This is a genomic window from Corynebacterium durum, from assembly GCF_030408675.1.
Lineage (GTDB): Bacteria > Actinomycetota > Actinomycetes > Mycobacteriales > Mycobacteriaceae > Corynebacterium > Corynebacterium durum.
On sequence record NZ_CP047200.1, the window covers coordinates 1,978,755 to 2,003,039 of the forward strand.

The window sequence follows — 24,285 nt, forward strand, 5'->3', positions numbered from 1 at the left end:
ACCATGATTGTCACTGAAATTCTCGGAAACACCCACGAGGTGACGGGCCGCAGCTTGATCGGCGAGAGGCACGTTGAAAAAATCGTTCTTCCCAGCGCCGATCTGGTCAAACGCATTCAGCGTGTGACCACCGACCACGGCACCGAGCTTGGTCTGCGTCTGCCCGCAGACTCCCCTGACCTGCGTGATGGCGACATTCTGGCGGTTGAGGAGGGAAACGCCATTGTGGTGTCGGTCCTGCCCACGGACGTGCTGGTCATCACGCCAACGTCCATTATGCAGATGGGTTTTGTGGCGCACAGCCTGGGAAACCGCCATCTGCAAGCGCAGTTTTTCGATGCTGACAGTGACTACCACGCAGAGGTCATGGTGGTGCAGTACGACCACACCGTGGAGGAGTTTCTGACCCACCATGCGGTCCCCTATTCCCGCGAAGAACGCGTCATGCCCGTCCCCTTCCGCCACGCAGAGCACACCCACTAAACCCATGACACCTTCACTGCTTGCTGCCATGCAGCTCACCGATTCCGCCCTTCCTACCGGCGCATTTAGCCATTCGTTGGGGTTTGAAAGCTACATCGAGGCCGGCATCATCCACGACGAAGCCAGCTTCGCAGCCTGGTTGCACATGTTCTGCACCCAGCAACTCACCTTCACCGACGCCTTGGCCATCCGCCTGGTCTACGCCGCTACTGACTTCGCCGAGGTTACCCGTATCGACGCCGCGCTCACCGCCCAGGCGCTCCCCCACGAGATACGACAGGCAGGCGTGACCATGGGACAACGCCTTCTGACCATCGCCGCTGAATCCTACGACAGTCCTTGGCTTGCGGCATACCAGCGTGCGGTAGCGGACCACCTGGTGTATGCGCATCCGGCCAGCGTATGGGCGGTCGTCGCAAAGCACATGGGTGTAGAGGCGGATGATGCGGTGGCACACCACGTGTACGCGACGGTGATTTCGCTGACGCAAAACGCCGTGCGCGGGGTGCCGCTGGGGCAGCAAGCCGGGCAGCGTGTGATCCGGCAGGCCCAGGACTGGGTGCAGCACGCGGTGGAGGCATCAAAGCAACTAGATGAATCCGACCTCGGTGCCATCGCCCCTGGTCTGGAGATTGCGCAGATGCGTCACGAGCAGCAGCGCGCACGGCTTTTTATGAGTTAAGAAAGAGGTTCATAACCACATGAGCGAACAGCATACGGATCCAGTCATCGTTGGCATCGGCGGGCCAGTTGGCTCCGGGAAAACCCAGCTCATTGAGCGCATTACCCGGGCAATGAGCAGCGAGATTTCTATGGCTGCCATCACCAACGACATTTACACCATTGAGGACGCAAAAATCCTTGCCCGTAATTCCGTGCTGCCCACCGACCGGATCATCGGCATTGAAACAGGCGGCTGCCCGCACACCGCCATCCGCGAAGACACCTCCATGAACGATGCCGCCATCACGGAACTCAAAGAACGCTTCCCTGACCTACAGCTCATTTTCGTGGAATCCGGCGGCGATAATCTCTCCGCCACCTTCAGCCCGGAACTGGTGGATTTTTCCATCTACGTCATTGACGTCGCACAGGGCGAGAAAATTCCCCGCAAGGCAGGCATGGGCATGATCAAATCGGATTTGTTCATTATCAACAAAACCGACCTGGCGCCGCACGTGCACGCGGATCTTGCCGTGATGACCGAGGACTCCAAGGCGTTCCGCAAAGACAAACCGTTCGCCCTGACCAACCTGATGACCGACGAGGGCCTGGATAAGGTGTTGGAGTGGATTCGCCGAGATGTCCTGCTCATGGACCTGGCATGACTGCTGAACAACCGACGGGCGAACTGTCGCTGAGGATTGAGCGCCGCCGTGATGCGAATGGTGGCGACGGTTCCAGCGTGGCCACCTCGCAGTTTCACCGGGGCGCGCTGCGGGTACTTCGTCCCTACTACGCCGATGACTCTGGGCAGGCCACCTACACCGTCATTAACCCTGGTGGGGCCTATTTCGGTGGTGACACCTACCAGCTGACCCTTGACGTCGCTGATAATGCCGCGTTGCGCGTAACCACACAATCCGCGACCAAGGTGTACAAAACCCCACAGGGGCCAGCGCACCAGACGATGCACATCACCCTAGGCGAGAGCGCCCGGCTGGACTATGTTCCTGACCAGCTCATTGTCTATGAAAATGGGTCGTACCGTCAGGACACCACGGTGGACATGCAGCCGAGTTCCAGCCTGACCATGTCGGAGATCATCACTCCCGGCTGGTCACCATCAGGGGAGACGTTCACCTACACGGAACTGCGGATGCGCACGGAAATCAGGGTGTGTTCGGAACTATTCGCGATTGACCAATTGCGCATCCTCCCGGCGGAGGAAAGTGTCACCGGCATCGGCTTTATGGAGGGTTTCACCCACATTGGCCAGCTGATTTTCGTGTCCCGCATGGTAGCTCAACCCGCTGTGGCCGATGCGCTGGCCGAGCTAGTGCGCACGTCAGACACACATTCCGGGCTCACCCACGCAGGCCGTCCGCTGCCACTCATTGACGACGCCCCGGTGTGCCTGGTCATCCGTTCGCTCGCCCATTCCACCGAGGCCATCGCCCGCCTCCACGAACAAGCAACTGACATAGTTAAGGACGCATGATGTCTATACTCCGGGGCATTTCTCAAATCTTTTTCATTGACAACCCAGTGACCGGGGCCGTGATCCTCATCGCGCTGGCCTGCGCCGATCCGCGGTTGGCGCTGTTGACCGCGCTCGGGTCAGCCACCCAAACCGTCGGCGCGTGGGCACTGAGGTACCAGGACCAGGCCGACCACGGTTTGATGGGCTACAACGGTGCGTTAGTCGGGGCGTCGACAGCCCTTTATGTTGGGTTCACACCAACCTCAGTGGCATTAACGGTGGTGGGGTCACTGGCTTGCATCATTGTGCACATTGCGCTGCAGCACGTGAGTGAACGGCCGCCACTCAAGCGTTTCGCCCTCCCTGTGTCCACCGCTCCGTTTTGTGCCGTATCCAGCCTGATGTTCGGGACCCTGGGACACCTCATCGACCCGGCACCGCTCAGCTCTGCGGAAGGCACCGCAGGCTTCGGCTTGGGCATAGACAACAGCTTCTCCGAAATAGTGCTTGCCGACGGCGTGATCACCGGCGCCGTCATCATCGCCGCGCTGTTCATTGGTTCCTGGCGGATTGGTGCCTGGGCAGTGGGCGGTTCCGTGGTGTCCACCCTGCTTTCCGGTCTTGCGGAACATGGCTTTTCCGAAACCTCCACCGGCCTGCACACATACTCGGCGGTGCTGGTAGCCATCGCCATTGGCGCGGTGTTCTGGCAGGATCGGCACCTATCTATGCGACTCGTTGGTGCGGGCGTGGGAATTGTGTTGGCCATGAGCATCAACCAGCTCTTCACGTTCACGCTCCTGCCGATTTTCACCTGGCCGTTCCTGTTCGCGATGTGGCTGGTGCTTATTGCTGGTGGGTTTGTTCCTGCTCGGGTTATTAAGGACGCACCTGTGGAGGCCGCAGTAGGCGCGTGAGGTGGGTGGTTAAGCGCAGCGACAGGCTTGTCATACTTTACGTATACTTGAAGTATGACAAGCCTGTCTGGAATCACAACGACAACGATCAAGTTACCTAGCGATACACGAGATCGGCTAAAAGCCCTCGCAGCCGAACGGCGTGAGACCATTGGGTCCACTGTGGAATATCTTCTTGAAGAACGGTTACGCCTTCACAGATTTGAACAATTAGCTGCAGATATTGCCGCTACCCCAGCGGATGAGATGCAAGCATGGCGCATTGATGCTGATATGTGGTTGTCAACGGAGTTGATTGATGACTAACGCATCGCCTGCAGTACATACGGGTCAAATAGTGTGGGTAAATCTCAGCCCTACGGCGGGAAAAGAACAAGCTGGACATCGCCCTGCAGTGGTGGTATCCAGCACATTGTTCCTTCAGGTGGTCACAGATCTAGTGACTGTCATCCCAGTGACCAGCACAAACCGGGGATGGGCAAACCATGTCCCCGTCCCCATATTAGGACCAGATTCCGTTGCCATGACCGAACAGATTCGCACCATTTCGCGGTCACGCATTACAAAATACGGCCCATGTGTTGATGAGGAGTCTTTTGCCACCATGAAAATGTGGATTCGGGACTTCCTCACCTAATCCGCTGCTACCCCAGCACGTCAGGCCAGTTGTGCAACCTGCCGCCGCGATACAACAGGGGTCGTCCACCGTCGTGCCAGCCACATTCGCGGACGGCGACGGTGATAATGATGTGGTCGCCACCCACGTAACGGTCGCGCACGTCACCGAGGAACCACGCGGCGGCATCACCGACAAAGGGGATGTCCTGTTCGCCGCGCCGCACAATGTTGATGCCCGCGAAACGGTCATCAACATGGCGGGCGAACTGCACCGCCACATCGGTGTGGCCCGCCGCCAGCACGGAAATACCGATGGGCGCGCCCTCAACAAGGTGCTGGTGGGACTTGGATTTGCGGTCAATGCTCACTAGCACCATTGGGGGGTCCAGCGACAGGGAGGTAAAGGCGCTGACTGTCAACCCAAAGTCTTCACCACCGTCACGGGTGGTCACGACCGTCACACCGGAGGGAAAATTGGCGACGGTTTCGCGATAGTGGGTGCTAGTTGGTTGGCTCATGAACGTCCTACTTCTTCACCACGGGCTTTGGCGAGTTCCCAACGTAGTTGAGACTCGGAGGGTGATTGTACAGGGATGAAGGCAGCTTCACGGAAACGCCGGGATGCTGGGGAACTCTTGGCGTAACCCGCCCCGCCCGCGACGCGCACCTCAATGCCGGATGCGGCGACGGCGGCGGAGGCGGCGTCGAGACGCAGTTCCAGCAGCTCAACGGGGGTAACAGACTGGCCGGACCCCACGCGGGTGATGATGTTTTCCTGACGCGCGGCAATATCGTCAAGGTCGGTAGCCACCGCAGCCACATCGTCGGCAAAGGTGACGTTAACACCGGTCAAGCGTGACGACGCCGCGGCTACCGCCGCCTCCCCCACGCCCAGGCACTCGGCAATCTGCAGGACAACGAAAGTGGGGCGCACACCGAGGATGAAGTTTTCAAAATCGTGGGTGAGCACTGCGGATTCGGGAACAAACAGGTCGTCGAGCGTAACCCAGGCGGATGCGGTGGCGTTTAGTCCGAGCAGCCCGAAGGGGGTGCCAAAGGTGACCCCGTCCGCATTACCCTCGGCGACGAAGAGGATGCGCTCACCGTCGTCGGTGTGTGCGGCGGTGACAAACACGGCGTCGTCATACAGGTTGGAAGCCCAGTTGAGTTTGCCGTTGACGCGGTAGCCGCCGTCAACACGGGTGGCGGTGAGTTCGATGTCGCCGCAACCTGCGAATTCTTTGAAGGCAGCCGCCATTCCCGTGACCCCGGGGCGTTCCCCGGCCTCCAGTTGCTTGGCCAAAGTCTGCGCGTCCTCTGCGTCTGCTGCCCGCAGATATTCCAGGGTCATGCGGTGGGCCCAGGTGGTGAATCCCACGGAGAGGTCGTTGCGGGAGAGTTCGCGAATGAGACGTGCAGTGGTGAGCAGGTCGGCGTCGAGAAGCCCAGCATCGCCCAGCAGTGGAAGGATGTAGCGCGCGTCTACCTCGCCTTTATCCACAGCGGATGCGGTGGCGGCTACCTGGTCCAAAAGCGCGGGGTCAACGCCGAGTGGTGCGAGGGTGATGGGTTGGGTGGCGGTGGTCATGGCGGTTGCCTCCTGGCGTTTCGGGTGGGTTAAACGAGTTCCGAGGTGAGCTTTGCGGGACGGGTGTAGGTGTTCACCACGGGCGACCACTTAATGGCATCTTTCTGGATCTGGTCGAGGGTATCGCGGTCTGCGTCACCTTCAAGGGCAATTTTGACGCGCACGTCAGAGACACCGGGGCGCTTGTCCTCGCTGAGGTCGCCGACGCCCCAGGTCGGAGAAATATCGATGTCGCCCTCAATGTCAATCTCAATCTTGGTCAGGGTCACGCCACGGTGAGTAGCAATGGCCTGAATACCCACGGAAATGCAGGCCGCGAGGGCAGCCTGGGCAACCTCGGTGGGGTTGGGGGCGGTATCGTCACCCAACAGCGCGGGCGGCTCGGACACCAGCACCGGCTCCAGCTCGCGCACCTTGGTGTAGTTGCGGAACTGGCCGTCGGCTTCAGTGTGGGTGCGTACGGTGCGCTTGCCACCCTCGGGGTTGTCGATGTTCTTCTGCGCGAGTGCGTTCAGTGCATCCTTGTCGATGGGCTGCAGCGGTTCGCCTGGCTTGTGGTTCGGGGTCAGATCGCTCATCTTTATGCTCCTTTTACATCATGATTTTATGGCCGGAGATTCCTAGGGAACTCTGGATTACCTGACCGACCCTAACATAGATCATCCCAAAATGTGAACCACTCAGTCTACAGACCGTTCTATATCGCGACTTAGAACAATTGCGACACATAATGTCTATTTATCACTGTTTTTTCTTTAAGTTTTTACCCAACCACACCCGCCATCGCGCCGGATAGACAGAGACTCATTACGTAAACTAAAGTCAACTGCCAACCATTGCAGAGACTAAGTAGTCTATTTTTTATAGACAGCACCCACGCAGCACCCACGAGGTTCCATGACCCCCAATCACCCGCACCCACCCCTCACCAGGCGCGCGTTCCTCCGTGCATCAGCCGCCGCAGTCGCAGGGGTGTCGTTAGCGGGCATGGCTTCCTCCTGCGGGTCCACCTCCCCCACCATAGATGGCCCAGACTCCGTTCTGGATGTCACCATCGGCTATGTCCCCATCGCCTGTGCCGCCCCGCTTGTGCTTGCCAGCGCCCAGAAACTGTTTGACCAGCACGGGGTCAACGTCGCATTGCGTAAATATGCGGGGTGGGCGGACCTGTGGAGCGCCTACTCCACCGGCGAGTTGAATGTGGCGCACATGCTCGCCCCCATGCCGCTAGCCATTAATGCGGGTGCCGCCAATGGCCAGCGCCCCACCGAGGTGGCCTTCACGCAAAACACCAATGGCCAGGCCATTACGCTGGCAGAAAAACACGTGGGCCGGGCACAGTCGGCGAAAGATTTTGCAGGAATGGTCATTGGCATCCCGTTTGAGTTTTCCGTGCACGCCCTACTGCTGCGTGATTTCCTTGTTGCCGGTGGGGTAGATCCGGTGCGTGACCTGGAACTTCGACTCCTGCGCCCTGCGGACATGATCGCGCAACTGCAGGTGGGTGGGATTGACGGATTCATTGGCCCAGAACCGTTCAACCAGCGTGCGGTCACCACTGGCGCAGGCCGCATTTTCACATTGACCAAGGAACTCTGGGCGGGGCATCCGTGCTGCAGCATAGCCATGTCCAAGGAATGGCGTACCGCCCACCCGGAGAAAGCCCGCGCGATCACGGCGGCGCTGACGCAGGCATCTCAGATGGCCAATGACCCAGCCCAGAAAGACCAGGTGGCGGAGATTCTCTCTCGGGAGAAATACCTAAACCAGAAGAGAGAACTCTTCCTGCCCACACTGGCAGGCACCTACCAGAACTGGGAAGGCGAGGAAAAGACGGACCATGAGCGCATATCGTTCGGCAATCCCACCAACCCCACGGCGATTATCTGGATGGCCACGCAACTTGCCCGCTGGAACTTGGGAGGAGACACACTCACCATGGATGATCCCACCCTGATTCATCTTGCTGATTCCGTCCTTCCCGATGACGTGCCACGCGGCGGCGACCCAGTGACCATTAACGGCCGCGTTTTTGACGCACATACTCCCACCGTTGGATACGAGGTATACACACGATGACTCTTTCCACGCAGACCAGGCAGACCCACAACCCCATCGACACATCCGATACCACCGCTACACCATCAACAACGAGCGAGGCACCTGCGAACCGGGTGCATCGGGGCGTCGATACGCGTATCCAGGCCGTGATCATTGGCGTTGTCCTAGCAGCGGTGAGCATCGGCGTGTGGCAACTTGCTGTGACCGCAGGCTGGCTCAGCGACCTCGCCCCCACCCCGGCGCGCACGTTCAGCCGTGGGGTGGAGATCCTGTCGGACCCGTTCTACCGGGACGGACCCGGCAGCGTCGGTATTTTCTGGCACGTGATCACCAGCCTAAGGCGCGTAATCACTGGTTTTTTCATCGCTACCGTTGTAGCCATTCCCCTGGGGTTTGTGCTGGGCCGCAGCACTGCCCTGCGCTGGGCAGTGGACCCATTGATGCAGGTGCTGCGGCCTGTGTCGCCACTGGCGTGGTTGCCGCTGGGCCTGGCACTGCTGAGCAACGCGGAGCACACTGCAATTTTTGTGATTGTTCTGTCCGCGCTCTGGCCGACGCTGATCAACACTATCGACGCGGTACGTAACGTCAACCCCACCTACATCAACCTGACCGCCACCCTGGGTACCCCGATGTGGGCGCGCATCATCTACATGTGGTTTCCTGCTGCCCTGCCCGGCATTGTCACGGGCCTGCGCATCTCCTTGTCTACCTCGTGGTTGGTGATCATCGCTGCGGAAATGCTCGTCGGGGGCCAAGGCATCGGATTTTTCGTGTGGAACCAATGGAACCGCCTGGACATTGACGCCATTGTGGTGGCCATCGTCTTAATCGGCGTCACCGGCCTGATCCTGGATCACCTTGTTGCCGCCCTGCAGAAAGTTGTGCGTTATGACTAGCCCGCATGTGGAACTGAAGGAAATCACCAAATCCTACGGCTCCACCACCATCATTGCCCCCACCACTATCACCATTGAGGAAGGCCAGTTCGTCTCTATCCTCGGCCCTTCTGGCTGCGGCAAATCGACCATCCTTTCCATGGTGGCGGGCCTGAGTTTCCCCACCACCGGAAGCGTTTTTGCCTCCGGGTCACCCATCACCGGACCGGGACCGGATCGCGGCATGGTGTTCCAGCACCACGCACTCCTGCCGTGGATGACTGCCAAAGGCAACATCGAATTCGGCCTGAAATCCGCACGGCCACACTACAGCCGCACCGAACGCTCCGACATCGCCGACACCTATCTTGAGCAGGTGGGACTCACCCACGCCGCGTCACGACGCCCCGCCCGACTTTCCGGCGGCATGCAACAACGCGTCGGCATCGCCCGGGCCTTCGCCATTGACCCGGAAATACTGCTTCTCGACGAGCCCTTCGGGGCGCTCGATGCGTTGACGCGCCGGGAGCTGCAACTCCAGCTTCTTCATGTGTGGGAATCATCCCGACGCACGGTGATCATGGTGACTCACGATGTGGACGAGGCAATTGTGCTGTCCGACCGTATTCTGGTCATGTCCCACGGGCCGGAATCCACGGTGATAGCAGACGTTGCGGTGGATGTGCCGCACCCTCGGCACGACACAGACGCAGACTCCGCCGTGGAGCTGCGCCACCAGCTGCTTGACCTGCTGGAACACTAGTCTTCGGGGTCCAGCAGAAAATCCACCACGGCGCGGGGATTGTCCAGAAACTCCCGCGTGGCCTGGACAATCGTGGCCTGATCGTACGTGACGGGGGCTAGGCCATCGGCGGTAATTTCCAGAATGGTTGCGTCCGGCACGGCCAACAGAATCGGCGAGTGTGTGGCAATAATGAACTGCGACCCCTCTTCCGCCATCCGCGTGATACGCACCAGCAATTCCATGAGCCGGAATGGCGACAGCCCAGCTTCCGGTTCGTCGAGAATATACAGACCCTTTTTGGTGAACCTCTCGTCCATGATGTGCATCACCGATTCCCCATGAGAGCGGTGATGCAGGTTCAGCCGGTCCTCCGGGGGAAGCGTCGCATCGAATTCGTAGTAGGCGGTGGCCACGTTGTAATAGGATTCCGCCCGCAAAAAGAACCCCCACGTGGGGTTTTTCGCCCGGACGACCGTGAGCCAGTGATGGAGTTCCGATTCCGTATTCATGGTGGAAAACGTGACCTGCCGCGTCCCGCCTTCCGCATTAAATCCACTCCCCACAGCAATGGCCTCCACCAGGGTGGATTTGCCTGACCCGTTCTCCCCCACCACAAAGGTGACTGGCGTGGTGAGGTTCATACGTGGAACGGCCAGCAGGTGTCGCACCACGGGAAGCTCATTAATGTAGCTTGTGGTGCCAATCTCATCGAGTTTGATCCCGGTAATAAACATGATCAGCGTGATGTGGGGTCAGTGTCTGTGTCGCAAGCATCCAGGTAATGCAGTAAAGCCATGATACCGGTGACCTTAATCCTCGTCGCATAGCAAGCACATTTTTAAACCCCACTCCACGGATGGGTCGTGGAGTGGGGTCGTTTTCATCACGCAAGTTAGGAGGTTAAGGGTCGTATTCAGGTCTCCCTTCGTCGGGGGTTTCAGGGGCGTCGTCACGGTTATGAGCAGCGCCGGGGCGTCTCGCCCCCTTTACTTCGAGTCGTCGCGGAAGCCACCGAACGGGCCGTGGCCACCCTCACCGATCTCAATGGCCATTTCTTCGCCACCAAAGACATCTGCGTTGAATGCTTTCAACACAGCATCTTTATCCTTGGATGTGATCTTGCCATCGGTGACAGCCTTATCGAGGCGAGAGGTGAGGTCCTCACGGGTCTTGGTGCTATCGTTAACGTTTCCGTCACCGCCGTCACTGAATTCAATGGCTATTTCTTCACCACCAAGCACGCCTGCGTCGAATGCTTTCAACACAGCATCTTTGTCCTTGGATGTGATCTTGCCATCGGTGACAGCCTTATCGAGACGGGAACCCAAATCCTCGCGAGCCTTGGTGCTATCCAGGGCAACGCTGGCATCGTCGTGGTGAACGCTTTGACTGGACGTGGTGCTCTTAGCATCAGTCGAACTGTTCTGTGCCCACGCCATCGCAGCCCCCGTTCCTAAGAGGGCAGCGGACAAACCGCCGACGATTGCTACTTTGGCTGGGGTTGGAAGAGCGCGCATCGTATATTCTCCTTTGGTATCGGGGGCGCTGGTCTCATGTGGCTTGGATGAGAGTGTTTCCCTCGTAGCCACTGAAACCTAAGGTAAGAGCCAAAGCTTGGGAATCGATGCCACAAACCTTGGAGTTACCTGTCAATAAAGCATGTCTCCTACATATGCCAAAAGCGCAGCCCATGGGCTGCGCTTGGGGATGATAGGTATTCTTATTTGCTAGTTTGCGGCAGGCGGATTACCGGTGCCTCGGCCTCCTTGGTTCTTGTGATTTCGAGCGTCAAATTGACTGCTAAGGTTGTCTCCCAGTTCCCGGAGCGCCGAGAGAAAATCCTGGACGGCAGGCTCGCTCTGGAGTCGGCGAAATGTATCTTCGACGTTGGAGCCAAAGTTGTTGGCGCTGAACCGGGGGCCGGATGTGCTGGTGCCGTAGGTGTTCTCCGCGTCGGAGGCGCTGCGGGCAGAGGAACTGCTGGTGGACTCGCCGACCTCCACGATGACCTGATCGCCTTCAAACTGGAGGACCGCGCTGTCGGGGGCACCGAGTTCCTGGGCGGCTTCGATAAAATCGGCAAGGTCGCCGAGGGTGACATTGGTGAGGCTGAACGTGAGCTTGTATGACATACCTTTAACGCTAGTGCGATATTGGCGACACGTCACCCCCTATCAGGGTTCTCCCTGACCCCGCCCTACCCCTCCCTGATATCCACGCACCGGCAGCGATAACTCAACCTAATAACAGTTCCTATACTGCACCAATAACATGGCGGGCCGCTCCGCTTGAATTACATTCGTGAAAGTATGCGAAAAGTTCCCGGCCCATGATGTCTATTTTTTCACGTTTAAAACCTAGGCACGCCCCTTTACGCTAGGCAGCATGACCATCATTAATCATGTGACCAATCAACCTGTCAGCAGCGCAGATACTGCGGCAGCCGGGGCGTCGATAAGCGTCGCGGACACCATCACCGAATACCTAGAACGAGCTGACTGGCGTGTCAATGCCAACGCTAACCAGGACTATTCGCTGGGTGGCATGATGCTGAACACGTCCGGGAAGGTTGTGGCCAACTACTGGCTGAACGAGGTTTTCTCCCCTGAGGCCGGGCAGGCGCACCGGAACGGTGACATCCACATCCACGACCTGGACATGCTCGCCGGATACTGTGCGGGGTGGTCACTGCGGCAACTTCTAGAACAGGGATTCGGCGGTGTACCCGGCGCGATCTCCTCCGGGCCACCGAAACACCTCTCCTCTGCCCTGGGGCAGATGGTGAACTTCCTGGGCACCTTACAAAACGAATGGGCGGGTGCGCAGGCTTTTTCCTCCTTTGACACCTACCTAGCGCCTTTTGTCAGGCTCGATAACCTGGACTACAGCCACGTCAGGCAGTGCATGCAGGAGTTTATTTTCAATCTCAATGTGCCCAGCCGGTGGGGAACGCAAACCCCCTTTACCAACCTCACCTTCGACTGGACCTGCCCTGCTGACATTGCGGAAGACTATCCCTTCATCGGCGGCGACGTGTGCGATTTCCGCTACGGGGACCTCGCGGAAGAAATGGCGCTGATCAACCGGGCCTTCATCGACGTGATGGCGGAAGGCGATGCTGATGGACGCGTGTTCACCTTCCCCATCCCTACCTACAACATCACCCGTGACTTCGACTGGGACAGCCCCAACGCCCACGCCCTGTTCGACATGACCGCGCGCTACGGGCTGCCCTACTTCCAGAACTTCATCAACTCCGACCTGAATCCCGGCGACATTCGGTCCATGTGCTGCCGCCTCCAGCTTGACCTGCGCGAACTGCTCAAACGCGGCAATGGGCTCTTCGGCTCCGCCGAACAGACCGGGTCCATCGGGGTGGTCACCCTCAACTGCGCCCGCCTCGGGCACCTGTACAAGGGCGACGAGGCGGCGCTACTGGAGGCGGTGACTAGGTTCGTGCGGCTCGGCGTGGACACCCTCGAACGCAAGCGCCGCTACATCACGAAACTCCTTGAGGCTGGGCTGTTCCCCTACACTCAGCGCTGGCTGCCCAGCCTTGACAACCACTTCTCCACCATTGGAGTCAACGGCTGCAATGAAATGATCCGCAATTTCACCAGCGACACCGAGGACATCACCACCCCGGCGGGTCACGCGCAGGTGGCGCGACTTCTCGACCACATCAACACCCTGCTCGTTGAAGCCCAGGAAGCCACCGGGCACCTGTACAACCTCGAAGCCACCCCCGCCGAAGGTGCTACCTACCGGTTCGCCCGGGAAGACATCGCCCGCTACCCCGGAATCATCCACGCCGGAACCGCCGACGAGCCTTATTACACCAACTCCACCCAACTCCCCGTCGCCCACACCCCCGACCCCTTTGACGCGCTGGCCAAACAAGACGACCTGCAGACCAAATACACCGGCGGTACCGTCCTCCATTTGTATATGGGGGCCGCCATGAGCAACGGCGACGCCTGCGCTGCTCTCGTCCGACGCGCGCTCACCCACTACCGACTCCCCTACATCACCATTACCCCCACCTTCTCCATCTGCCCCAACCACGGCTACCTCTCCGGCGACCATCCGCACTGCCCGCGCTGCTGTGCTGACACTGAGGTGTGGACCCGCGTCATGGGCTACTTCCGGCCCGTCGCCAGCTTCAACACCGGCAAAAAAGGAGAATTCCATGAACGCACCTACTTCCGCGAACCCAGCCGGGTGTGATGTTGAGCTGCCCGTCGCCGGAATCATCCCCTTCTCCGCCACCGACTGGCCCGGCAAACTCACCTGCACCATCTTCACTCAAGGCTGCATGTGGACCTGCACCTACTGCCACAACCCCACGCTGCAACCCATCACCCCGGGCGAGCACGCCTTCACTGCAGTAGTGGACCTGCTTGGCCAGCGGCGCGGGCTTATCGACGCCCTGGTCATCAGCGGTGGCGAACCCACACTCCACCACGGGCTTGGGAACGCCATCGCCGCCACCCATCGCATCGGATTCCCTGTGGGCCTCCACACCTGTGGGTACGCGCCGGGGCGGCTGGACGTGTTGTTAGAACGCGAAGAGACCCGCCCTGATTGGGTGGGTCTAGACATCAAAGCACTCCCCAGCGACATGCTCGCCGTCACCGGGTGCTCCCCGCGCGCCGCGACTGGGAGCTGGCAATCCCTCCGATTGCTTGCCGACGCCCGCGATCGCCTAGGCCTTGACCTGCAGGTACGCACCACCATCTGGCCGGATTCCATTCTTGAACACCACCTCGACGATGTGCGCGCCGCCGTAGCAGGTTATGGGTGCGAGTTGGTGGTGCAATATGCCCGGGGCGTCAACGAGCGCGGGGAATATTACGCAAACCTGTTTTAGCGGGCGCCGAGAGCGTTGAAAAGATTCAGGTTAAGCAGGAATGCGTCGGTGGCTTCGGCGAGGAGACGTTCGCGGTCCGCGGCGTCGATAGGCAGTGCATCGAGAGCGGCGCGGTAGTTGTCCTTGTAGGGCTTGGTCTTGGGGATTTCGGCGAAGCGGTAGAAGGTGACACACTCGTCGGAAACGCCGTAATGGCGCTGCATCATGCGGCCGATAACCTGGCCGCCAGACAGGTCACCCAGGTAGCGCACGTAGTGGTGCGCAAGCAGGCGAGCCACATCCTTGGTCTCTTCGATGTCATTGAGGCGTGCAATGTACTCGGCTGTGGCGGGCAGCGGGGTCACGGTGGTGCGCCATTCGGTGGAGCCGTGGAGATGGTCGAGATCATGCTCCAGGGCGTTCACTCGTTCCAGGGCGGGGTCAACAATTCCAGATGCCAGCGGGTGGTCAGCAACGGCGCGGGCGGCGTCTTCCAGCGCGGAGTAGAACAGCCAGGATTGCTCTTGCAGCGCGATGAAGTCGGCAACACTGAGTTTGCCTGCAAGCAGATCATCCATGAACACGGAGTGTTCGGCTTTGTCGTGGGCTTCAGCTGTGGAGGTTTTGAGCGCTGCGGACAGGGACTCACGGGTATCAGTGGCTGTAGTCATGGTTTTTCCTTCTCGTGTGACTCAATATGAGGAGCCATAACGGTGCACCATTCCCGCGTCTGGCTTGCACCTTTTATTTAACTAAGGGTACCCATACCTACACATCAATCTTAGGAATGATTCCTGCTAACCAACCGGCTAGAACCTGGATACACCCCTCGCCTAGCCATCAAGGTTCGAAGGTTTTCTCGCCCCAGAACACCTCATCAACCACCTGGCGGGCACGGCGTGTAACTTTCAGATAGTTTTCCAAAAACTCCTGGTATTCCGTAGGATCCCAGCCAGCAGCACCCGCCACCTGAGCCAAATGCGGACCCGGCGGTGGCAGCTGATCCGTACGCTTACCGCGTACCAACACCAACGCATTGCGCGCATCCGTGGCCGTCAACCACGCGGTCCGTAAAATCTGTACCTTCTCCGGGTCAACGAGCTTGTGGTATTCAATCACGTCCAGACATTCCAGCGTGGACGTGTTGTGCAGTTCCGGCACCTCATGGGCGTGCAAGAGAATCAGCAGCTGCACTGTCCATTCAATATCCGTCAAAGCGCCGCGCCCAAGTTTGGTGTGGGTGTTACGGTCCGCGCCGCGAGGCAGCCTTTCGTTATCCACTCGGGCCTTCATCCGTCGCACTTCGCGCACCAGCTCTGGGGAGGCACCATCGGCCGGGTAGCGGAACGAATCAATCGCTGCGAGGAACTTCAGCCCCACGTCCTTATCGCCAGCGATGTGTGTGGCACGCAGCAGCGCCTGAATTTCCCAGGTCTCACCCCACTTTTCGTAGTAACGAACATACGAGTCGATAGTGCGCACCACGGCACCCGAACGGCCTTCCGGGCGCAAGCCCAAATCCACCTCCAACGGCGGATCACCACTGGGTTTGGAAAGCCTGCGACGCATCCTGTCGCACACACCAATCGACCAGCGCACGGCCTCATTGTCGTCCACGCCTGGCGCGGGTTCGCACACAAACATCACGTCCGCGTCGGAGCCGTAGCCCAGCTCAGCGCCGCCGAGGCGGCCCATGCCGATTACGGCGATGCGCGCCGGAGCTTCCTGCATCGCTCCCTCTGCGCTTCCTTCACGCCCACTCTCCACAGAGGCGCGTATCTCCGCAGCCAGAGCGGCCTCCAGCACGGCATCCCACACAAAGGAGAGACTGCGGCACACCTGCTGCACATCCATCATGTCGAGTAGGTCAGCGGCGGCAACACGGGCGAGTTCAGCGCGACGAAGGGACCGCGCCACGGTGATGGCACGGTCGGGGTCTTTATGCCGGGAGACGCTGGCGCACAGGGAGGAGGACACGGTGGTGGGCGATGCGTCCAAGAGTTTCGGGCCGCGCGCGCCATCACCCAGGAGCTTCACAGAGTCGGGGGTGGCGATGATCAGGTCGGACACGTAGGGGGAATTCCCCAGGATTTTCATCAGGCGCTGCCCCACCACGCCCTCATCGCGCAGCATGCGAAGGAACCATTGGCGGTCATTCGCGGCGTCGGAAAGCTTGCGGTAGTTGAGCAGACCGGCATCGGGATCGGCAGTCTGGGAAAGCCATTCCATGAGGGTGGGCAGCAGCATCGCCTGGATGCGGGCTTTGCGGGTGGTCCCAGAGGCCAAGGCGATCAGGTGCTCGTAGGCGCGGTCCGGGTAGTAGTAGCCCAGCGCAGCGAGCTGGCGTTTTGCCGATTCGGCGGAAAGACGCAGCGTTTCCACCGGCAGGTTGACCACGGAGTTCAGCAGTGGCCGGAAGAAGAGCTTGGCGTGAAGCTGCGCAACTTGGCGGCGGACTTTGCGGTATTCGCTGGCCAGCGCCTCTGCGGAGGTGCCGTCGCCAACACCCATGATCCCGGCGGTGCGGGCCAGCCAGCGGAGACTGGTTTTGTCGTCCTCGGTGGGCATGGTGTGGGTGCGACGGACGCGTTGCAGCTGCAGGCGATGCTCCAGGAGTCGGAGGAATTCGTAGGCGTCTATCAGGGTGGAGCCGTCTTCGCGACCGACATACCCTGCAGCGATGAGGGCGTGCAATGCGGCAACGGTGGAGCACACGCGGAGGGATTCGTCGCTGCGCCCATGCACCATTTGCAGCAGCTGCACCGCAAATTCCACGTCGCGGAGGGAGCCGCGCCCGAGTTTCAGTTCACGTTCCAGCAGTTCAGTGGGCACGTTATCAATCACGCGTCGGCGCATTGACTGCACGTCTTCCACAAAACTGTCGCGCTGGCTCGCGGTCCACACCATGGGGGTAAGCGCATCAACGTACGCTTCCCCAAGCTCCAGCGATCCTGTCATGGGGCGGGCTTTGAGCAGTGCCTGGAATTCCCAGGTGTGGGCCCATCGCTTGTAATAGGCCACATGGGATTCCAGGGTGCGCACCAGCGCGCCCTGTTTGCCTTCGGGACGCAGCGCCGCATCCACCTCGAAGAAGCATTTGCAGCCGATGCGGATCAGCTCACCGGCCACGCGGGTGGCTTTGGTGTCGGCGGGTTCGGCAACAAAAATAACATCCACGTCGGAAATGTAGTTGAGTTCCTGAGCACCACATTTGCCCATGGCGAGCACCGCCATCTGACATTCATAGTCTTTTTCCCCCCACACCACCGCGACGGCAACGGCTAGCGCGGCGGTGAGCGCGGCGTCGGCAAGCGCGGTCAACATTCCCGTGACCTGGTCGAACGGCACCAGGGGCTGGCCGGGGCGGCGCGGGGATTCCGGGTATGTTCCAGCGAGATCGTGCGCGGCGATGCGCATCAACAGCGTGCGATAGGTGCACTTCAGGGCCTTTTCCGCATCAGCACCAGTCAGCCCGGCACGGTAGGTCCCGGGAGTGGTGAGGGTCGCGCTTGCCGACGCATCCAGCGGCATGGCCTGCACACACTCCAGCAACTCGCGCATCATCTCGGCGGGAGTGGGCATCGGCTGCGCCAACAGCCGCCACAACCCCGGGTTCGCAGCCAGGTGATCCCCCATCGCCGTGGACGCCCCCACAAGGGACAACAGCCGCACACGAAACGCCACGTCAGAGCGGATAGCGGCATCAAAATCCGCGTATTCTTTACCGTCAGCATAGTCACCACTTGTCAGCTGGTCACGCAGACGGATCAACGTATTCAGCGCAAGATCCGGGTCGCCAGCCCCCGACAGCGCCCACAACAACTCCACCGACTGGCTATTAAGCCAACCAAGCTCCTCCAGGTCCGCCTTGGCTGTAGGGCTATTGAACCCCAATCCCCCCAACGTGGGCATGGGTCTGCGGGTGGTTCGTGACGTGGGCATGCTGCACATTTCCTGCGCTCTTTCCCGGTAGTTTCCCAGTAGTTTTCTAGTAGTCCAGTGTGGTGCGCAGCTCCCAAGAGGAGATTTGCGCCTGATAGTCGTGCCACTCCCGCCACTTATTGCGCAGGAAATACTCAAACACGTGCTCACCCAGGGTGTCGGCAACCAGTTCGGAGCCCTCCATCAACCGCAGCGCATGGTCCAGGCTGCCCGGCAAATCCTGGTACCCCAAGGCGAGGCGTTCGCGCCGGGTGAGCTTGGAAATGTCCTCTTCAGCAGGCTCGGTGAGCTCATAGCCTTCCCGGACACCTTTCAGCCCGGCGGCAAGAATCACTGCATAAGCCAGGTAGGGGTTGCAGGCGGAGTCAGGGCTGCGCACCTCAACGCGCCGGGAAGATCCCTTACCCAGGCGGTAGGTGGGCACACGCACCAGCGCCGAACTGTTGGACACTCCCCACGTGGCGGCGCGGGGCGCCTCGTTGCCGAACATGATGCGTTTGTAGGAATTCACCCATTGGTTGGTGATCGCCGTGAACTCGGGGGCATGCCGCAAAATACCGGCGATGAACTGCCGCGCCGTGGTGGACAGGCTGAACTCATCATCGGGATCGTGGAAGGCGTTGCTATCGCCCTCGAACAGGGAAATATGGGTGTGCATGGCGCTGCCTGCGTAGCCTGCAAAGGGTTTGGGCATGAATGTGGCCCGCACCCCGTTTTTCAACGCCACCTTTTTGATCAGATAGCGGAAGGTCATGATGTTATCGGCCATGGTCAGGGCGTCAGCAAAGCGCAGGTCTATCTCCTGCTGGCCGGGGGCGGTTTCGTGGTGGCTGAACTCAACGGAAATGCCCATGTCTTCTAGCGCGGAGATGGCATCAAAGCGGAAATGCGGGGCCTTGTCCGTCACCGCTTGATCAAAGTAGCCGCCATTATCCGTAGGCGTTGGGGGCTGCCCCTGGGTGTTAATCGAATCTACCAGGAAAAACTCGATCTCAGGATGGACGTAGCAGGTGAAACCATCGCTCGCGGCCGAGGCCAACTGTCTGCGCAGCACCTGGCGGGGGTCAGCAAAGGAGGGCTGTCCGTCCGGCATGGTGATGTCGCAAAACATGCGGGCAATGCTGCGGTCCGTGCCGTTTTGCTCAAAGGGCATCAACTGGAACGTTGATGGATCAGGAAGCGCAATAGTATCGGACTCGGATATGCGCGAAAAACTCTCAATAGCCGAGCCGTCGAACCCAATGCCCTCCCCGAAGGCGTTTTCCAGCTCAGCAGGCACCACCGCCACCGACTTTAAATAACCCAGAATGTCGGTGAACCACAGCCGTACAAAACGGATGTCACGTTCCTCGACGGTACGAAGCACAAATTCCTGTTGGCTGTTCATTCTTACAAATCTACCGCGCGCACCCGACTCGCCGTGGACACACGGTTGGTGACAGGTAAAAAATAGTGACACACTTTAACCATGAATTCAGACACCGGCTCCACCCCCGCCACGCCCCCGACTCCAGCAACCCCCACCAAACCCGTGCGCATTTCCGACCTGCTGTCGTGGAAAGCCGAGGGCTCAAAATGGGCGATGCTTACCGCCTACGATTACTCCACCGCTCAGGCGATGTCCCAAGCAGATATTCCGGTTCTTCTGGTTGGGGACTCCGCCGCGAACGTCATCTACGGTTACAAGACCACCACGGAAGTATCGCTGGACGAAATGATTCCGCTGGCCCGGGGCGTCGTCAGGGGCGCCGGAAAGGCACTGGTGGTGGCAGACCTCCCATTTGGTACTTATGAGGCATCCGACGAGCAGGCGGTACTGAGCGCCGCCCGGATGATGCGGGAATCCGGTGCCCACGCCGTCAAAATAGAAGGTGGTGTGCGCATTGCCCCCCGCATTCGCGCGCTGGTGGACGCAGGCATTCCCGTGATGGCGCACATTGGGTTCACCCCGCAATCGGTGCACAGCCTCTCCGGATTTAAGGTCCAAGGCCGCGCGGGCGGCGCTGATGCCCTGCGTGCCGACGCCCGCGCCGTCGCCGAAGCGGGTGCCTTCGCCGTGGTCCTGGAGATGGTGCCCGCCGACCTCGCCGCAGAAGTGACGCGCGACCTACCCATTCCCACCATCGGCATCGGCGCCGGCCGGGAGACAGACGCCCAGGTGCTGGTGTGGCAGGACATGGTGGAGCTGCCCGCCGGTGGCTTCGCGCCTAAGTTTGTCCGCCGATTCGGTGCCATTGGTGCCGCGCTTACCGACGCCGCGCGGGACTACCGCGACGCCGTAGCCAGTGGGGACTTTCCCGGCGAGGAGCACGCCTACTAAGTGCGGGGCGGGGTGGGTGTTACACCCGTGTTATCCACCCCATGACAGGCGCTCAGCAATAGAATTGCACCCGAAATATTATTCCTGGTAGCGTAGCCACAACTGATCTTTTTCTCAAAAAATATTTCTCTAAAAAACAGGATTATTTAAGTGGACATTTGTCGAATCGTCAGCTACCTCAGGACTCATCTCTGGGACGACGACGAGCCGACCCTTAGTCGCATCGCCCAGGAACACGGATACAGCGCCTTCCACCTATCGCGCGAATTTAAAAACCAGGCCGGGTACAGCATCCGTGAGTGCATTGAAGCACTACGCATCCAGCGCGGCATCGAACAGATCATGGACCACGGGATGAGCGTCACGGACAGCGCCCTCGCCGCGGGCTACAGCAGCCTTGGTACCTTCTCTAACACGTTCAAAAAACACACCGGTGTGACGGCACGTGACTACCCCAAGGAAGCGTCAAAAGCGCAGGCAGTTTTACAGAAAATTGCCAACCGGGATGGCCTGCTGGTGCATCGCCAAAGCAAAGTGACCACCAACAACACGCTGTCCGTCTCTACGCATTACCCCGATGGCTACAGCTCCAATGTCACCTGCGTGGGTCTGTTCCCCACGGCCATCCCCAAGGGCATGCCCGTGGTCGGGGCTGCGCTTGTTGGTCGCACCTCCTGCACCTTCACCAACATCCCGCCCGGCGAGTATTACTTGCTGGCTTGTGAACTCCGCTACAGCGCCAACCCCGCCCGCGCGCTGCGCGATAACCTGCGCCAGCGCGTGGAACGCAAACTCGCCTTCCCGAACGACTCCGGTGCCACATTCGCGCTGGACATGCGGCCACCCGCGCCGCAGGACCCGCCCATCACCATGAACTTCCCAATCCTGACGATGCGGCACCTGCTGAAAAACCGCAATTCATAATAAGCGGCGCGGCACGGCGTTCAATAGCCTTGGGAGCATGGGAACATTCAATATTTACCTCATGCTACCTGGTACAACACGTGAAGCCTTCGACTTCTACGAAGCACTCTTCGGCGGGCAGCGCACTGCCTTGTTCACCTTTGCGGACATGGCCGCCATGGGCTTGCCCGCCGAAGACGAGCAAGCCGATCTGATTGCCCACACAGCCCTCGAACTACCCAACATGACACTGATGGGCAGCGACAGCACCAGCCCCATCACCCCTTCCACCAACCAATCCCCCGTACTGCTGCACCACTTCACCGACACACGCGAGGATGCCGACCGCATCTTTGCCGCCCTCGCCGAGGGTGGCACCATCATCCGCCCGATTGTCGACGCCCCGTACGGCTACTACGACGGCAGCTGCATCGACCGCTTCGGCATCGCCTGGAACATCATGTACGAACACGAAACATAGACCCAGGTAGGCTGGGAAGGCATGTCAGAGTACTTAGGTGACCTTTTAGCAGACGCAGCGCAACGAAGCAGAGACGTCTTCCACGACGTGCTTTCCCAAGTGACACCCGAGCAAGCCAACTGGCGGCCCGCCCAGAATGCCAACTCCATCGCCTGGCTGGCGTGGCACACCGCCCGTGAGCAGGACCTACAGATCGCGGCGCTCGCGGGAACCCCCGAGGTCTGGACCTCACAGGGCTGGGTGGACCGTTTCAACCTTGACCTGCCGCGCAACTCAATGGGCTACAGCCACACCCCCGAGGAGGCCGCCCGCGTGCACGTCACCGACCTGTCCTTGCTGCTCGGATACCTGGACCAGGCCACCGAGGCGACCATCGCCTACGTTCGCAGCCTCACCCCCGATGTGCTCAACGATGTCATTGATACGCACTGGACCCCACACGTCACCCGTGGTGTGCGGGTGGTCAGCATCATTGATGACGCCGCCCAGCACGCCGGGCAAGCCGCCTACATTCACGGAATGCTGGGATAGCCACAAAACCGCCCCTGCCTGCAGAAAAACTGGTAAACAGGGGTTATGAACACGGATGCGCACACTGAGATTGAAGTCAAATTCGCCGCCACCCCAGAGACTGAACCGCCGGAGCTTGCTGGCGCAATCGAGGGGGTGGTGTCCGAATCCTCGGATATTCACTTCCTTTCGGCTGTCTACTTTGACACCGAGGACCTTCGGCTTACCCGCAACAAAATAACCTTGCGCCGCCGGACAGGTGGAAAAGACGCAGGCTGGCACCTGAAATTACCGAAGCAGGGGACGCACCGCATGGAGCTCCAGGCTGATCTTGGCCCCGATGCCGCCACCGATGTTCCACCGCCGGACCTGCTCGGACCGGTCAGATCCCTGGTCCGTGACCTGCCGCTCGCCCCCGTCGCGCAGGTGGATAACGAGCGCCACGAAACCGTGCTGCACGATGCGGACGGTACCGCCATCGCGGAATTCTGCGACGATCACGTCACCGCCTGGTCCCTCCTCCCCCACGGTGAGCGCACCAGCTGGCGGGAATGGGAAGTGGAGGTGGGCTCGGCCTACACCGACGACGCGCAACGGATTCTGGAGGCAGCGACCAGCGCGATCGTCGATAAGGGGGCGGTGGCTGCCGATAGCCCCTCGAAGCTTGCGACGGCGCTCGGGGATTCCATCGCCAACGCCCCCACCCCGCCGACAGTGAAGAAACTCAAAAAGGGTTCCCCAGCTGCGGCGGTGTTGCAGGCACTGGCCGCCAACCGAGACCGGCTGGTGGCGATGGACCCGGCCGTGCGCCGCGACGACTGGGATTCGGTGCACCAGATGCGCGTAGCCACCCGCGAGCTCCGCAGCCACATGCGCACTTTCGACGGCATCATCACCAACGAGAACTACACGCACCTGGGCAGCGAACTTAAGCACCTCGCTGGGGTTCTCGGAGTCGCCCGCGATGCGGAAGTAGTCGGAGAACGCCTTACTGCACTCGCCCCGCTTGTCGACGCCCCGACCCACACGCGCATCACCAGTAGCATGTCCGATGCCTACCGCACCGCCCATTCCGATGCCGTGACGTTCCTGAATTCCCCACGTTACTTTGCCCTACTGGCAGACCTCGACAATCTTCTCGCCTCCCCCACCGTCACCAGTGGAAAAGGCGGTGCAGCGCGGAAAATCCTGCTCCAGCACCTGGGCAGTGCCTACGAGCTGCTGCTCAACCGTCACACAAAAGCCATCGCTGAGTGGTCCGACACCGACCTACCGTTGGAACAACGGGAAAGGAACATCCACAATGTGCGCAAAGCAGCCAAACGGCTGCGTTACTCCGCCGAAGCCGCAGGCCAAACCACAGGATTAAATACCAAGAAACTCTACTTGGCCTGCAAAAACCTACAGACCGTATTGGGCGATTTCCAAGACCACGTGACCACCCGCGACGTGGTACTACGCCTTGCTAAGGACGCGCGTGCCCATGGTGAGGATACGTTCAGCTACGGCGTGCTCTACCAGCACGAACAACGCGCTAGCGAGGACGCCCTCATGGGCTACGAGGACGGCTTCGCCGCAGTCCGCACAGCCTACAAGAAACTGATGAAGAAAAAGTAGACCTAAAAGTTAGGCTTTGTCGTAGTCGTCTTTGCCCGCTTCGTCATACTCGTCGGCCTGGCGAGTGCGTTCCGCTGCCAGGGCGAGGGCGTCGCGTGCCTCTGCTTCGGTGGCGTAAGGCCCCATGCGGTCCGTCCAGTTTCCGGCTTTGCCTTGACTGACCACCCCGGTCGCGAGGTCAAAGTACCACTGGTTGTCAGTATCTGACATGGTTGCTCTCCTGTCTGTGG

General features: G+C 60.0%; 27 protein-coding genes. 17 read left to right on the forward strand and 10 right to left on the reverse strand.

Features of this window, described 5'->3' with window-relative positions:
* Positions 1 to 3 precede the first annotated feature (3 nt).
* From ureE to CDUR_RS09215, 7 genes are read left to right on the forward strand one after another with little or no spacing between them, the layout of a single operon-like run.
* Positions 4 to 483, forward strand: a complete 480-nt coding sequence (ureE, locus tag CDUR_RS09185; RefSeq protein WP_179417974.1) for an urease accessory protein UreE — start codon at positions 4 to 6, stop codon at positions 481 to 483.
* A 4-nt stretch (positions 484 to 487) separates the two neighbouring features.
* Entirely contained in the window at positions 488 to 1,165 is a 678-nt protein-coding gene (locus CDUR_RS09190) for an urease accessory protein UreF (RefSeq protein ID WP_040360168.1), read from the forward strand.
* A 19-nt stretch (positions 1,166 to 1,184) separates the two neighbouring features.
* Complete coding sequence (gene ureG, locus CDUR_RS09195; protein WP_006063966.1) at positions 1,185 to 1,811, forward strand: urease accessory protein UreG; 627 nt, start codon at positions 1,185 to 1,187, stop codon at positions 1,809 to 1,811.
* A complete protein-coding gene (locus CDUR_RS09200; protein ID WP_179417975.1) occupies positions 1,808 to 2,644 on the forward strand; it encodes an urease accessory protein UreD in 837 nt (278 codons plus the stop codon). The genes ureG and CDUR_RS09200 overlap by 4 nt, the downstream gene beginning before the upstream one ends.
* Positions 2,641 to 3,543: an urea transporter gene (locus tag CDUR_RS09205; protein WP_179417976.1), complete on the forward strand. Its 903-nt coding sequence runs from the start codon at positions 2,641 to 2,643 to the stop codon at positions 3,541 to 3,543. Before CDUR_RS09200 ends, CDUR_RS09205 begins: the two co-directional genes overlap by 4 nt.
* 54 nt (positions 3,544 to 3,597) lie before the next feature.
* Positions 3,598 to 3,849 carry a hypothetical protein gene (locus CDUR_RS09210; RefSeq protein ID WP_006063969.1) on the forward strand — a complete coding sequence of 84 codons (252 nt, stop codon included), beginning with the start codon at positions 3,598 to 3,600 and terminating at the stop codon, positions 3,847 to 3,849.
* Complete coding sequence (locus CDUR_RS09215) at positions 3,842 to 4,180, forward strand: type II toxin-antitoxin system PemK/MazF family toxin (RefSeq protein ID WP_179417977.1); 339 nt, start codon at positions 3,842 to 3,844, stop codon at positions 4,178 to 4,180. Before CDUR_RS09210 ends, CDUR_RS09215 begins: the two co-directional genes overlap by 8 nt.
* Positions 4,181 to 4,187: 7 nt before the next feature.
* Here the strand turns inward: CDUR_RS09215 and CDUR_RS09220 are convergent, their stop codons facing one another.
* The 3 genes from CDUR_RS09220 to CDUR_RS09230 are packed head-to-tail and all read right to left on the reverse strand — an operon-like array spanning position 4,188 to position 6,327.
* A complete protein-coding gene (locus tag CDUR_RS09220; protein ID WP_006063970.1) occupies positions 4,188 to 4,679 on the reverse strand; it encodes a flavin reductase family protein in 492 nt (163 codons plus the stop codon).
* Positions 4,676 to 5,749 carry an acyl-CoA dehydrogenase family protein gene (locus CDUR_RS09225; protein ID WP_179417978.1) on the reverse strand — a complete coding sequence of 358 codons (1,074 nt, stop codon included), beginning with the start codon at positions 5,747 to 5,749 and terminating at the stop codon, positions 4,676 to 4,678. The genes CDUR_RS09220 and CDUR_RS09225 overlap by 4 nt, the downstream gene beginning before the upstream one ends.
* Positions 5,750 to 5,778: 29 nt before the next feature.
* Positions 5,779 to 6,327, reverse strand: a complete 549-nt coding sequence (locus CDUR_RS09230) for an OsmC family protein (RefSeq protein ID WP_006063972.1) — start codon at positions 6,325 to 6,327, stop codon at positions 5,779 to 5,781.
* 319 nt (positions 6,328 to 6,646) lie between these two features.
* On the opposite strand from CDUR_RS09230, the gene CDUR_RS09235 reads away from it, so the two are divergent.
* Genes CDUR_RS09235 through CDUR_RS09245 form a run of 3 tightly spaced genes read left to right on the forward strand, consistent with a single transcriptional unit; the run spans position 6,647 to position 9,451 of the window.
* Positions 6,647 to 7,828 (forward strand): ABC transporter substrate-binding protein, encoded by a 1,182-nt coding sequence (locus tag CDUR_RS09235; protein WP_179417979.1) that lies wholly within the window; start codon positions 6,647 to 6,649, stop codon positions 7,826 to 7,828.
* On the forward strand, positions 7,825 to 8,709 hold the full coding sequence (locus tag CDUR_RS09240; RefSeq protein ID WP_218865433.1) for an ABC transporter permease: 885 nt from the start codon (positions 7,825 to 7,827) through the stop codon (positions 8,707 to 8,709). The genes CDUR_RS09235 and CDUR_RS09240 overlap by 4 nt, the downstream gene beginning before the upstream one ends.
* Positions 8,702 to 9,451, forward strand: coding sequence for an ABC transporter ATP-binding protein (locus CDUR_RS09245; RefSeq protein WP_179417980.1), 750 nt, complete (start codon positions 8,702 to 8,704; stop codon positions 9,449 to 9,451). Before CDUR_RS09240 ends, CDUR_RS09245 begins: the two co-directional genes overlap by 8 nt.
* Here the strand turns inward: CDUR_RS09245 and CDUR_RS09250 are convergent.
* The 3 genes from CDUR_RS09250 to CDUR_RS09260 all read right to left on the reverse strand — a co-directional run bounded on the left by CDUR_RS09250 (position 9,448) and on the right by CDUR_RS09260 (position 11,565).
* Positions 9,448 to 10,167 (reverse strand): AAA family ATPase, encoded by a 720-nt coding sequence (locus CDUR_RS09250; protein WP_179417981.1) that lies wholly within the window; start codon positions 10,165 to 10,167, stop codon positions 9,448 to 9,450. The two genes, CDUR_RS09245 and CDUR_RS09250, sit on opposite strands and share 4 nt — an antisense overlap.
* A gap of 252 nt (positions 10,168 to 10,419) precedes the next feature.
* Positions 10,420 to 10,950, reverse strand: a complete 531-nt coding sequence (locus CDUR_RS09255) for a hypothetical protein (RefSeq protein WP_179417982.1) — start codon at positions 10,948 to 10,950, stop codon at positions 10,420 to 10,422.
* Positions 10,951 to 11,160: 210 nt separating this feature from the next.
* Positions 11,161 to 11,565: a hypothetical protein gene (locus CDUR_RS09260; RefSeq protein WP_179417983.1), complete on the reverse strand. Its 405-nt coding sequence runs from the start codon at positions 11,563 to 11,565 to the stop codon at positions 11,161 to 11,163.
* A gap of 253 nt (positions 11,566 to 11,818) precedes the next feature.
* Between CDUR_RS09260 and CDUR_RS09265 the strand changes: the two genes are divergently transcribed.
* Both CDUR_RS09265 and CDUR_RS09270 read left to right on the forward strand, forming a co-directional pair.
* Complete coding sequence (locus CDUR_RS09265) at positions 11,819 to 13,660, forward strand: ribonucleoside triphosphate reductase (RefSeq protein ID WP_218865434.1); 1,842 nt, start codon at positions 11,819 to 11,821, stop codon at positions 13,658 to 13,660.
* Positions 13,623 to 14,303: an anaerobic ribonucleoside-triphosphate reductase activating protein gene (locus tag CDUR_RS09270; RefSeq protein ID WP_179417984.1), complete on the forward strand. Its 681-nt coding sequence runs from the start codon at positions 13,623 to 13,625 to the stop codon at positions 14,301 to 14,303. The genes CDUR_RS09265 and CDUR_RS09270 overlap by 38 nt, the downstream gene beginning before the upstream one ends.
* Here CDUR_RS09270 and CDUR_RS09275 read toward each other — a convergent pair.
* The 3 genes from CDUR_RS09275 to CDUR_RS09285 all read right to left on the reverse strand — a co-directional run bounded on the left by CDUR_RS09275 (position 14,300) and on the right by CDUR_RS09285 (position 19,611).
* On the reverse strand, positions 14,300 to 14,953 hold the full coding sequence (locus CDUR_RS09275) for a biliverdin-producing heme oxygenase (RefSeq protein WP_179417985.1): 654 nt from the start codon (positions 14,951 to 14,953) through the stop codon (positions 14,300 to 14,302). The genes CDUR_RS09270 and CDUR_RS09275 overlap by 4 nt on opposite strands.
* 169 nt (positions 14,954 to 15,122) lie before the next feature.
* Positions 15,123 to 18,224 (reverse strand): bifunctional [glutamine synthetase] adenylyltransferase/[glutamine synthetase]-adenylyl-L-tyrosine phosphorylase, encoded by a 3,102-nt coding sequence (locus CDUR_RS09280; RefSeq protein WP_233452930.1) that lies wholly within the window; start codon positions 18,222 to 18,224, stop codon positions 15,123 to 15,125.
* Between the two features lie 46 nt (positions 18,225 to 18,270).
* Positions 18,271 to 19,611 carry a glutamine synthetase family protein gene (locus CDUR_RS09285; protein WP_179417987.1) on the reverse strand — a complete coding sequence of 447 codons (1,341 nt, stop codon included), beginning with the start codon at positions 19,609 to 19,611 and terminating at the stop codon, positions 18,271 to 18,273.
* Between the two features lie 81 nt (positions 19,612 to 19,692).
* On the opposite strand from CDUR_RS09285, the gene panB reads away from it, so the two are divergent.
* The 5 genes from panB (at position 19,693) to CDUR_RS09310 (ending at position 24,055) form a co-directional block, all read left to right on the forward strand.
* Complete coding sequence (panB, locus tag CDUR_RS09290) at positions 19,693 to 20,544, forward strand: 3-methyl-2-oxobutanoate hydroxymethyltransferase (protein WP_179417988.1); 852 nt, start codon at positions 19,693 to 19,695, stop codon at positions 20,542 to 20,544.
* A gap of 150 nt (positions 20,545 to 20,694) precedes the next feature.
* Positions 20,695 to 21,468, forward strand: coding sequence for a helix-turn-helix transcriptional regulator (locus tag CDUR_RS09295; RefSeq protein ID WP_179417989.1), 774 nt, complete (start codon positions 20,695 to 20,697; stop codon positions 21,466 to 21,468).
* Between the two features lie 37 nt (positions 21,469 to 21,505).
* Positions 21,506 to 21,928 (forward strand): VOC family protein, encoded by a 423-nt coding sequence (locus CDUR_RS09300; protein WP_179417990.1) that lies wholly within the window; start codon positions 21,506 to 21,508, stop codon positions 21,926 to 21,928.
* A 21-nt stretch (positions 21,929 to 21,949) separates the two neighbouring features.
* Complete coding sequence (locus tag CDUR_RS09305; protein ID WP_179417991.1) at positions 21,950 to 22,459, forward strand: mycothiol transferase; 510 nt, start codon at positions 21,950 to 21,952, stop codon at positions 22,457 to 22,459.
* 45 nt (positions 22,460 to 22,504) lie between these two features.
* Positions 22,505 to 24,055 (forward strand): CYTH and CHAD domain-containing protein, encoded by a 1,551-nt coding sequence (locus CDUR_RS09310; RefSeq protein WP_179417992.1) that lies wholly within the window; start codon positions 22,505 to 22,507, stop codon positions 24,053 to 24,055.
* A gap of 9 nt (positions 24,056 to 24,064) precedes the next feature.
* Here the strand turns inward: CDUR_RS09310 and CDUR_RS09315 are convergent, their stop codons facing one another.
* Positions 24,065 to 24,265 (reverse strand): hypothetical protein, encoded by a 201-nt coding sequence (locus CDUR_RS09315; RefSeq protein WP_006063989.1) that lies wholly within the window; start codon positions 24,263 to 24,265, stop codon positions 24,065 to 24,067.
* Positions 24,266 to 24,285 lie beyond the last annotated feature (20 nt).

What these genes read in the sequence shown, in the direction of transcription:
- CDUR_RS09300 (WP_179417990.1), top strand. Translation starts at nt 21,506, where the DNA reads ATGGGAACATTCAATATTTACCTCATGCTACCTGGTACAACACGTGAA.
- CDUR_RS09215 (WP_179417977.1), top strand. Translation starts at nt 3,842, where the DNA reads ATGACTAACGCATCGCCTGCAGTACATACGGGTCAAATAGTGTGGGTA.
- CDUR_RS09220 (WP_006063970.1), bottom strand. Translation starts at nt 4,679, where the DNA reads ATGAGCCAACCAACTAGCACCCACTATCGCGAAACCGTCGCCAATTTT.
- CDUR_RS09250 (WP_179417981.1), bottom strand. Translation starts at nt 10,167, where the DNA reads ATGTTTATTACCGGGATCAAACTCGATGAGATTGGCACCACAAGCTAC.
- CDUR_RS09275 (WP_179417985.1), bottom strand. Translation starts at nt 14,953, where the DNA reads ATGACTACAGCCACTGATACCCGTGAGTCCCTGTCCGCAGCGCTCAAA.
- CDUR_RS09305 (WP_179417991.1), top strand. Translation starts at nt 21,950, where the DNA reads ATGTCAGAGTACTTAGGTGACCTTTTAGCAGACGCAGCGCAACGAAGC.
- CDUR_RS09240 (WP_218865433.1), top strand. Translation starts at nt 7,825, where the DNA reads ATGACTCTTTCCACGCAGACCAGGCAGACCCACAACCCCATCGACACA.
- panB (WP_179417988.1), top strand. Translation starts at nt 19,693, where the DNA reads ATGAATTCAGACACCGGCTCCACCCCCGCCACGCCCCCGACTCCAGCA.
- CDUR_RS09315 (WP_006063989.1), bottom strand. Translation starts at nt 24,265, where the DNA reads ATGTCAGATACTGACAACCAGTGGTACTTTGACCTCGCGACCGGGGTG.
- CDUR_RS09230 (WP_006063972.1), bottom strand. Translation starts at nt 6,327, where the DNA reads ATGAGCGATCTGACCCCGAACCACAAGCCAGGCGAACCGCTGCAGCCC.
- CDUR_RS09225 (WP_179417978.1), bottom strand. Translation starts at nt 5,749, where the DNA reads ATGACCACCGCCACCCAACCCATCACCCTCGCACCACTCGGCGTTGAC.
- CDUR_RS09205 (WP_179417976.1), top strand. Translation starts at nt 2,641, where the DNA reads ATGATGTCTATACTCCGGGGCATTTCTCAAATCTTTTTCATTGACAAC.
- ureE (WP_179417974.1), top strand. Translation starts at nt 4, where the DNA reads ATGATTGTCACTGAAATTCTCGGAAACACCCACGAGGTGACGGGCCGC.
- CDUR_RS09265 (WP_218865434.1), top strand. Translation starts at nt 11,819, where the DNA reads ATGACCATCATTAATCATGTGACCAATCAACCTGTCAGCAGCGCAGAT.
- CDUR_RS09260 (WP_179417983.1), bottom strand. Translation starts at nt 11,565, where the DNA reads ATGTCATACAAGCTCACGTTCAGCCTCACCAATGTCACCCTCGGCGAC.
- CDUR_RS09285 (WP_179417987.1), bottom strand. Translation starts at nt 19,611, where the DNA reads ATGAACAGCCAACAGGAATTTGTGCTTCGTACCGTCGAGGAACGTGAC.
- CDUR_RS09210 (WP_006063969.1), top strand. Translation starts at nt 3,598, where the DNA reads ATGACAAGCCTGTCTGGAATCACAACGACAACGATCAAGTTACCTAGC.
- CDUR_RS09190 (WP_040360168.1), top strand. Translation starts at nt 488, where the DNA reads ATGACACCTTCACTGCTTGCTGCCATGCAGCTCACCGATTCCGCCCTT.
- CDUR_RS09270 (WP_179417984.1), top strand. Translation starts at nt 13,623, where the DNA reads ATGAACGCACCTACTTCCGCGAACCCAGCCGGGTGTGATGTTGAGCTG.
- CDUR_RS09200 (WP_179417975.1), top strand. Translation starts at nt 1,808, where the DNA reads ATGACTGCTGAACAACCGACGGGCGAACTGTCGCTGAGGATTGAGCGC.
- CDUR_RS09255 (WP_179417982.1), bottom strand. Translation starts at nt 10,950, where the DNA reads ATGCGCGCTCTTCCAACCCCAGCCAAAGTAGCAATCGTCGGCGGTTTG.
- CDUR_RS09310 (WP_179417992.1), top strand. Translation starts at nt 22,505, where the DNA reads ATGAACACGGATGCGCACACTGAGATTGAAGTCAAATTCGCCGCCACC.
- CDUR_RS09245 (WP_179417980.1), top strand. Translation starts at nt 8,702, where the DNA reads ATGACTAGCCCGCATGTGGAACTGAAGGAAATCACCAAATCCTACGGC.
- ureG (WP_006063966.1), top strand. Translation starts at nt 1,185, where the DNA reads ATGAGCGAACAGCATACGGATCCAGTCATCGTTGGCATCGGCGGGCCA.
- CDUR_RS09280 (WP_233452930.1), bottom strand. Translation starts at nt 18,224, where the DNA reads ATGCCCACGTCACGAACCACCCGCAGACCCATGCCCACGTTGGGGGGA.
- CDUR_RS09235 (WP_179417979.1), top strand. Translation starts at nt 6,647, where the DNA reads ATGACCCCCAATCACCCGCACCCACCCCTCACCAGGCGCGCGTTCCTC.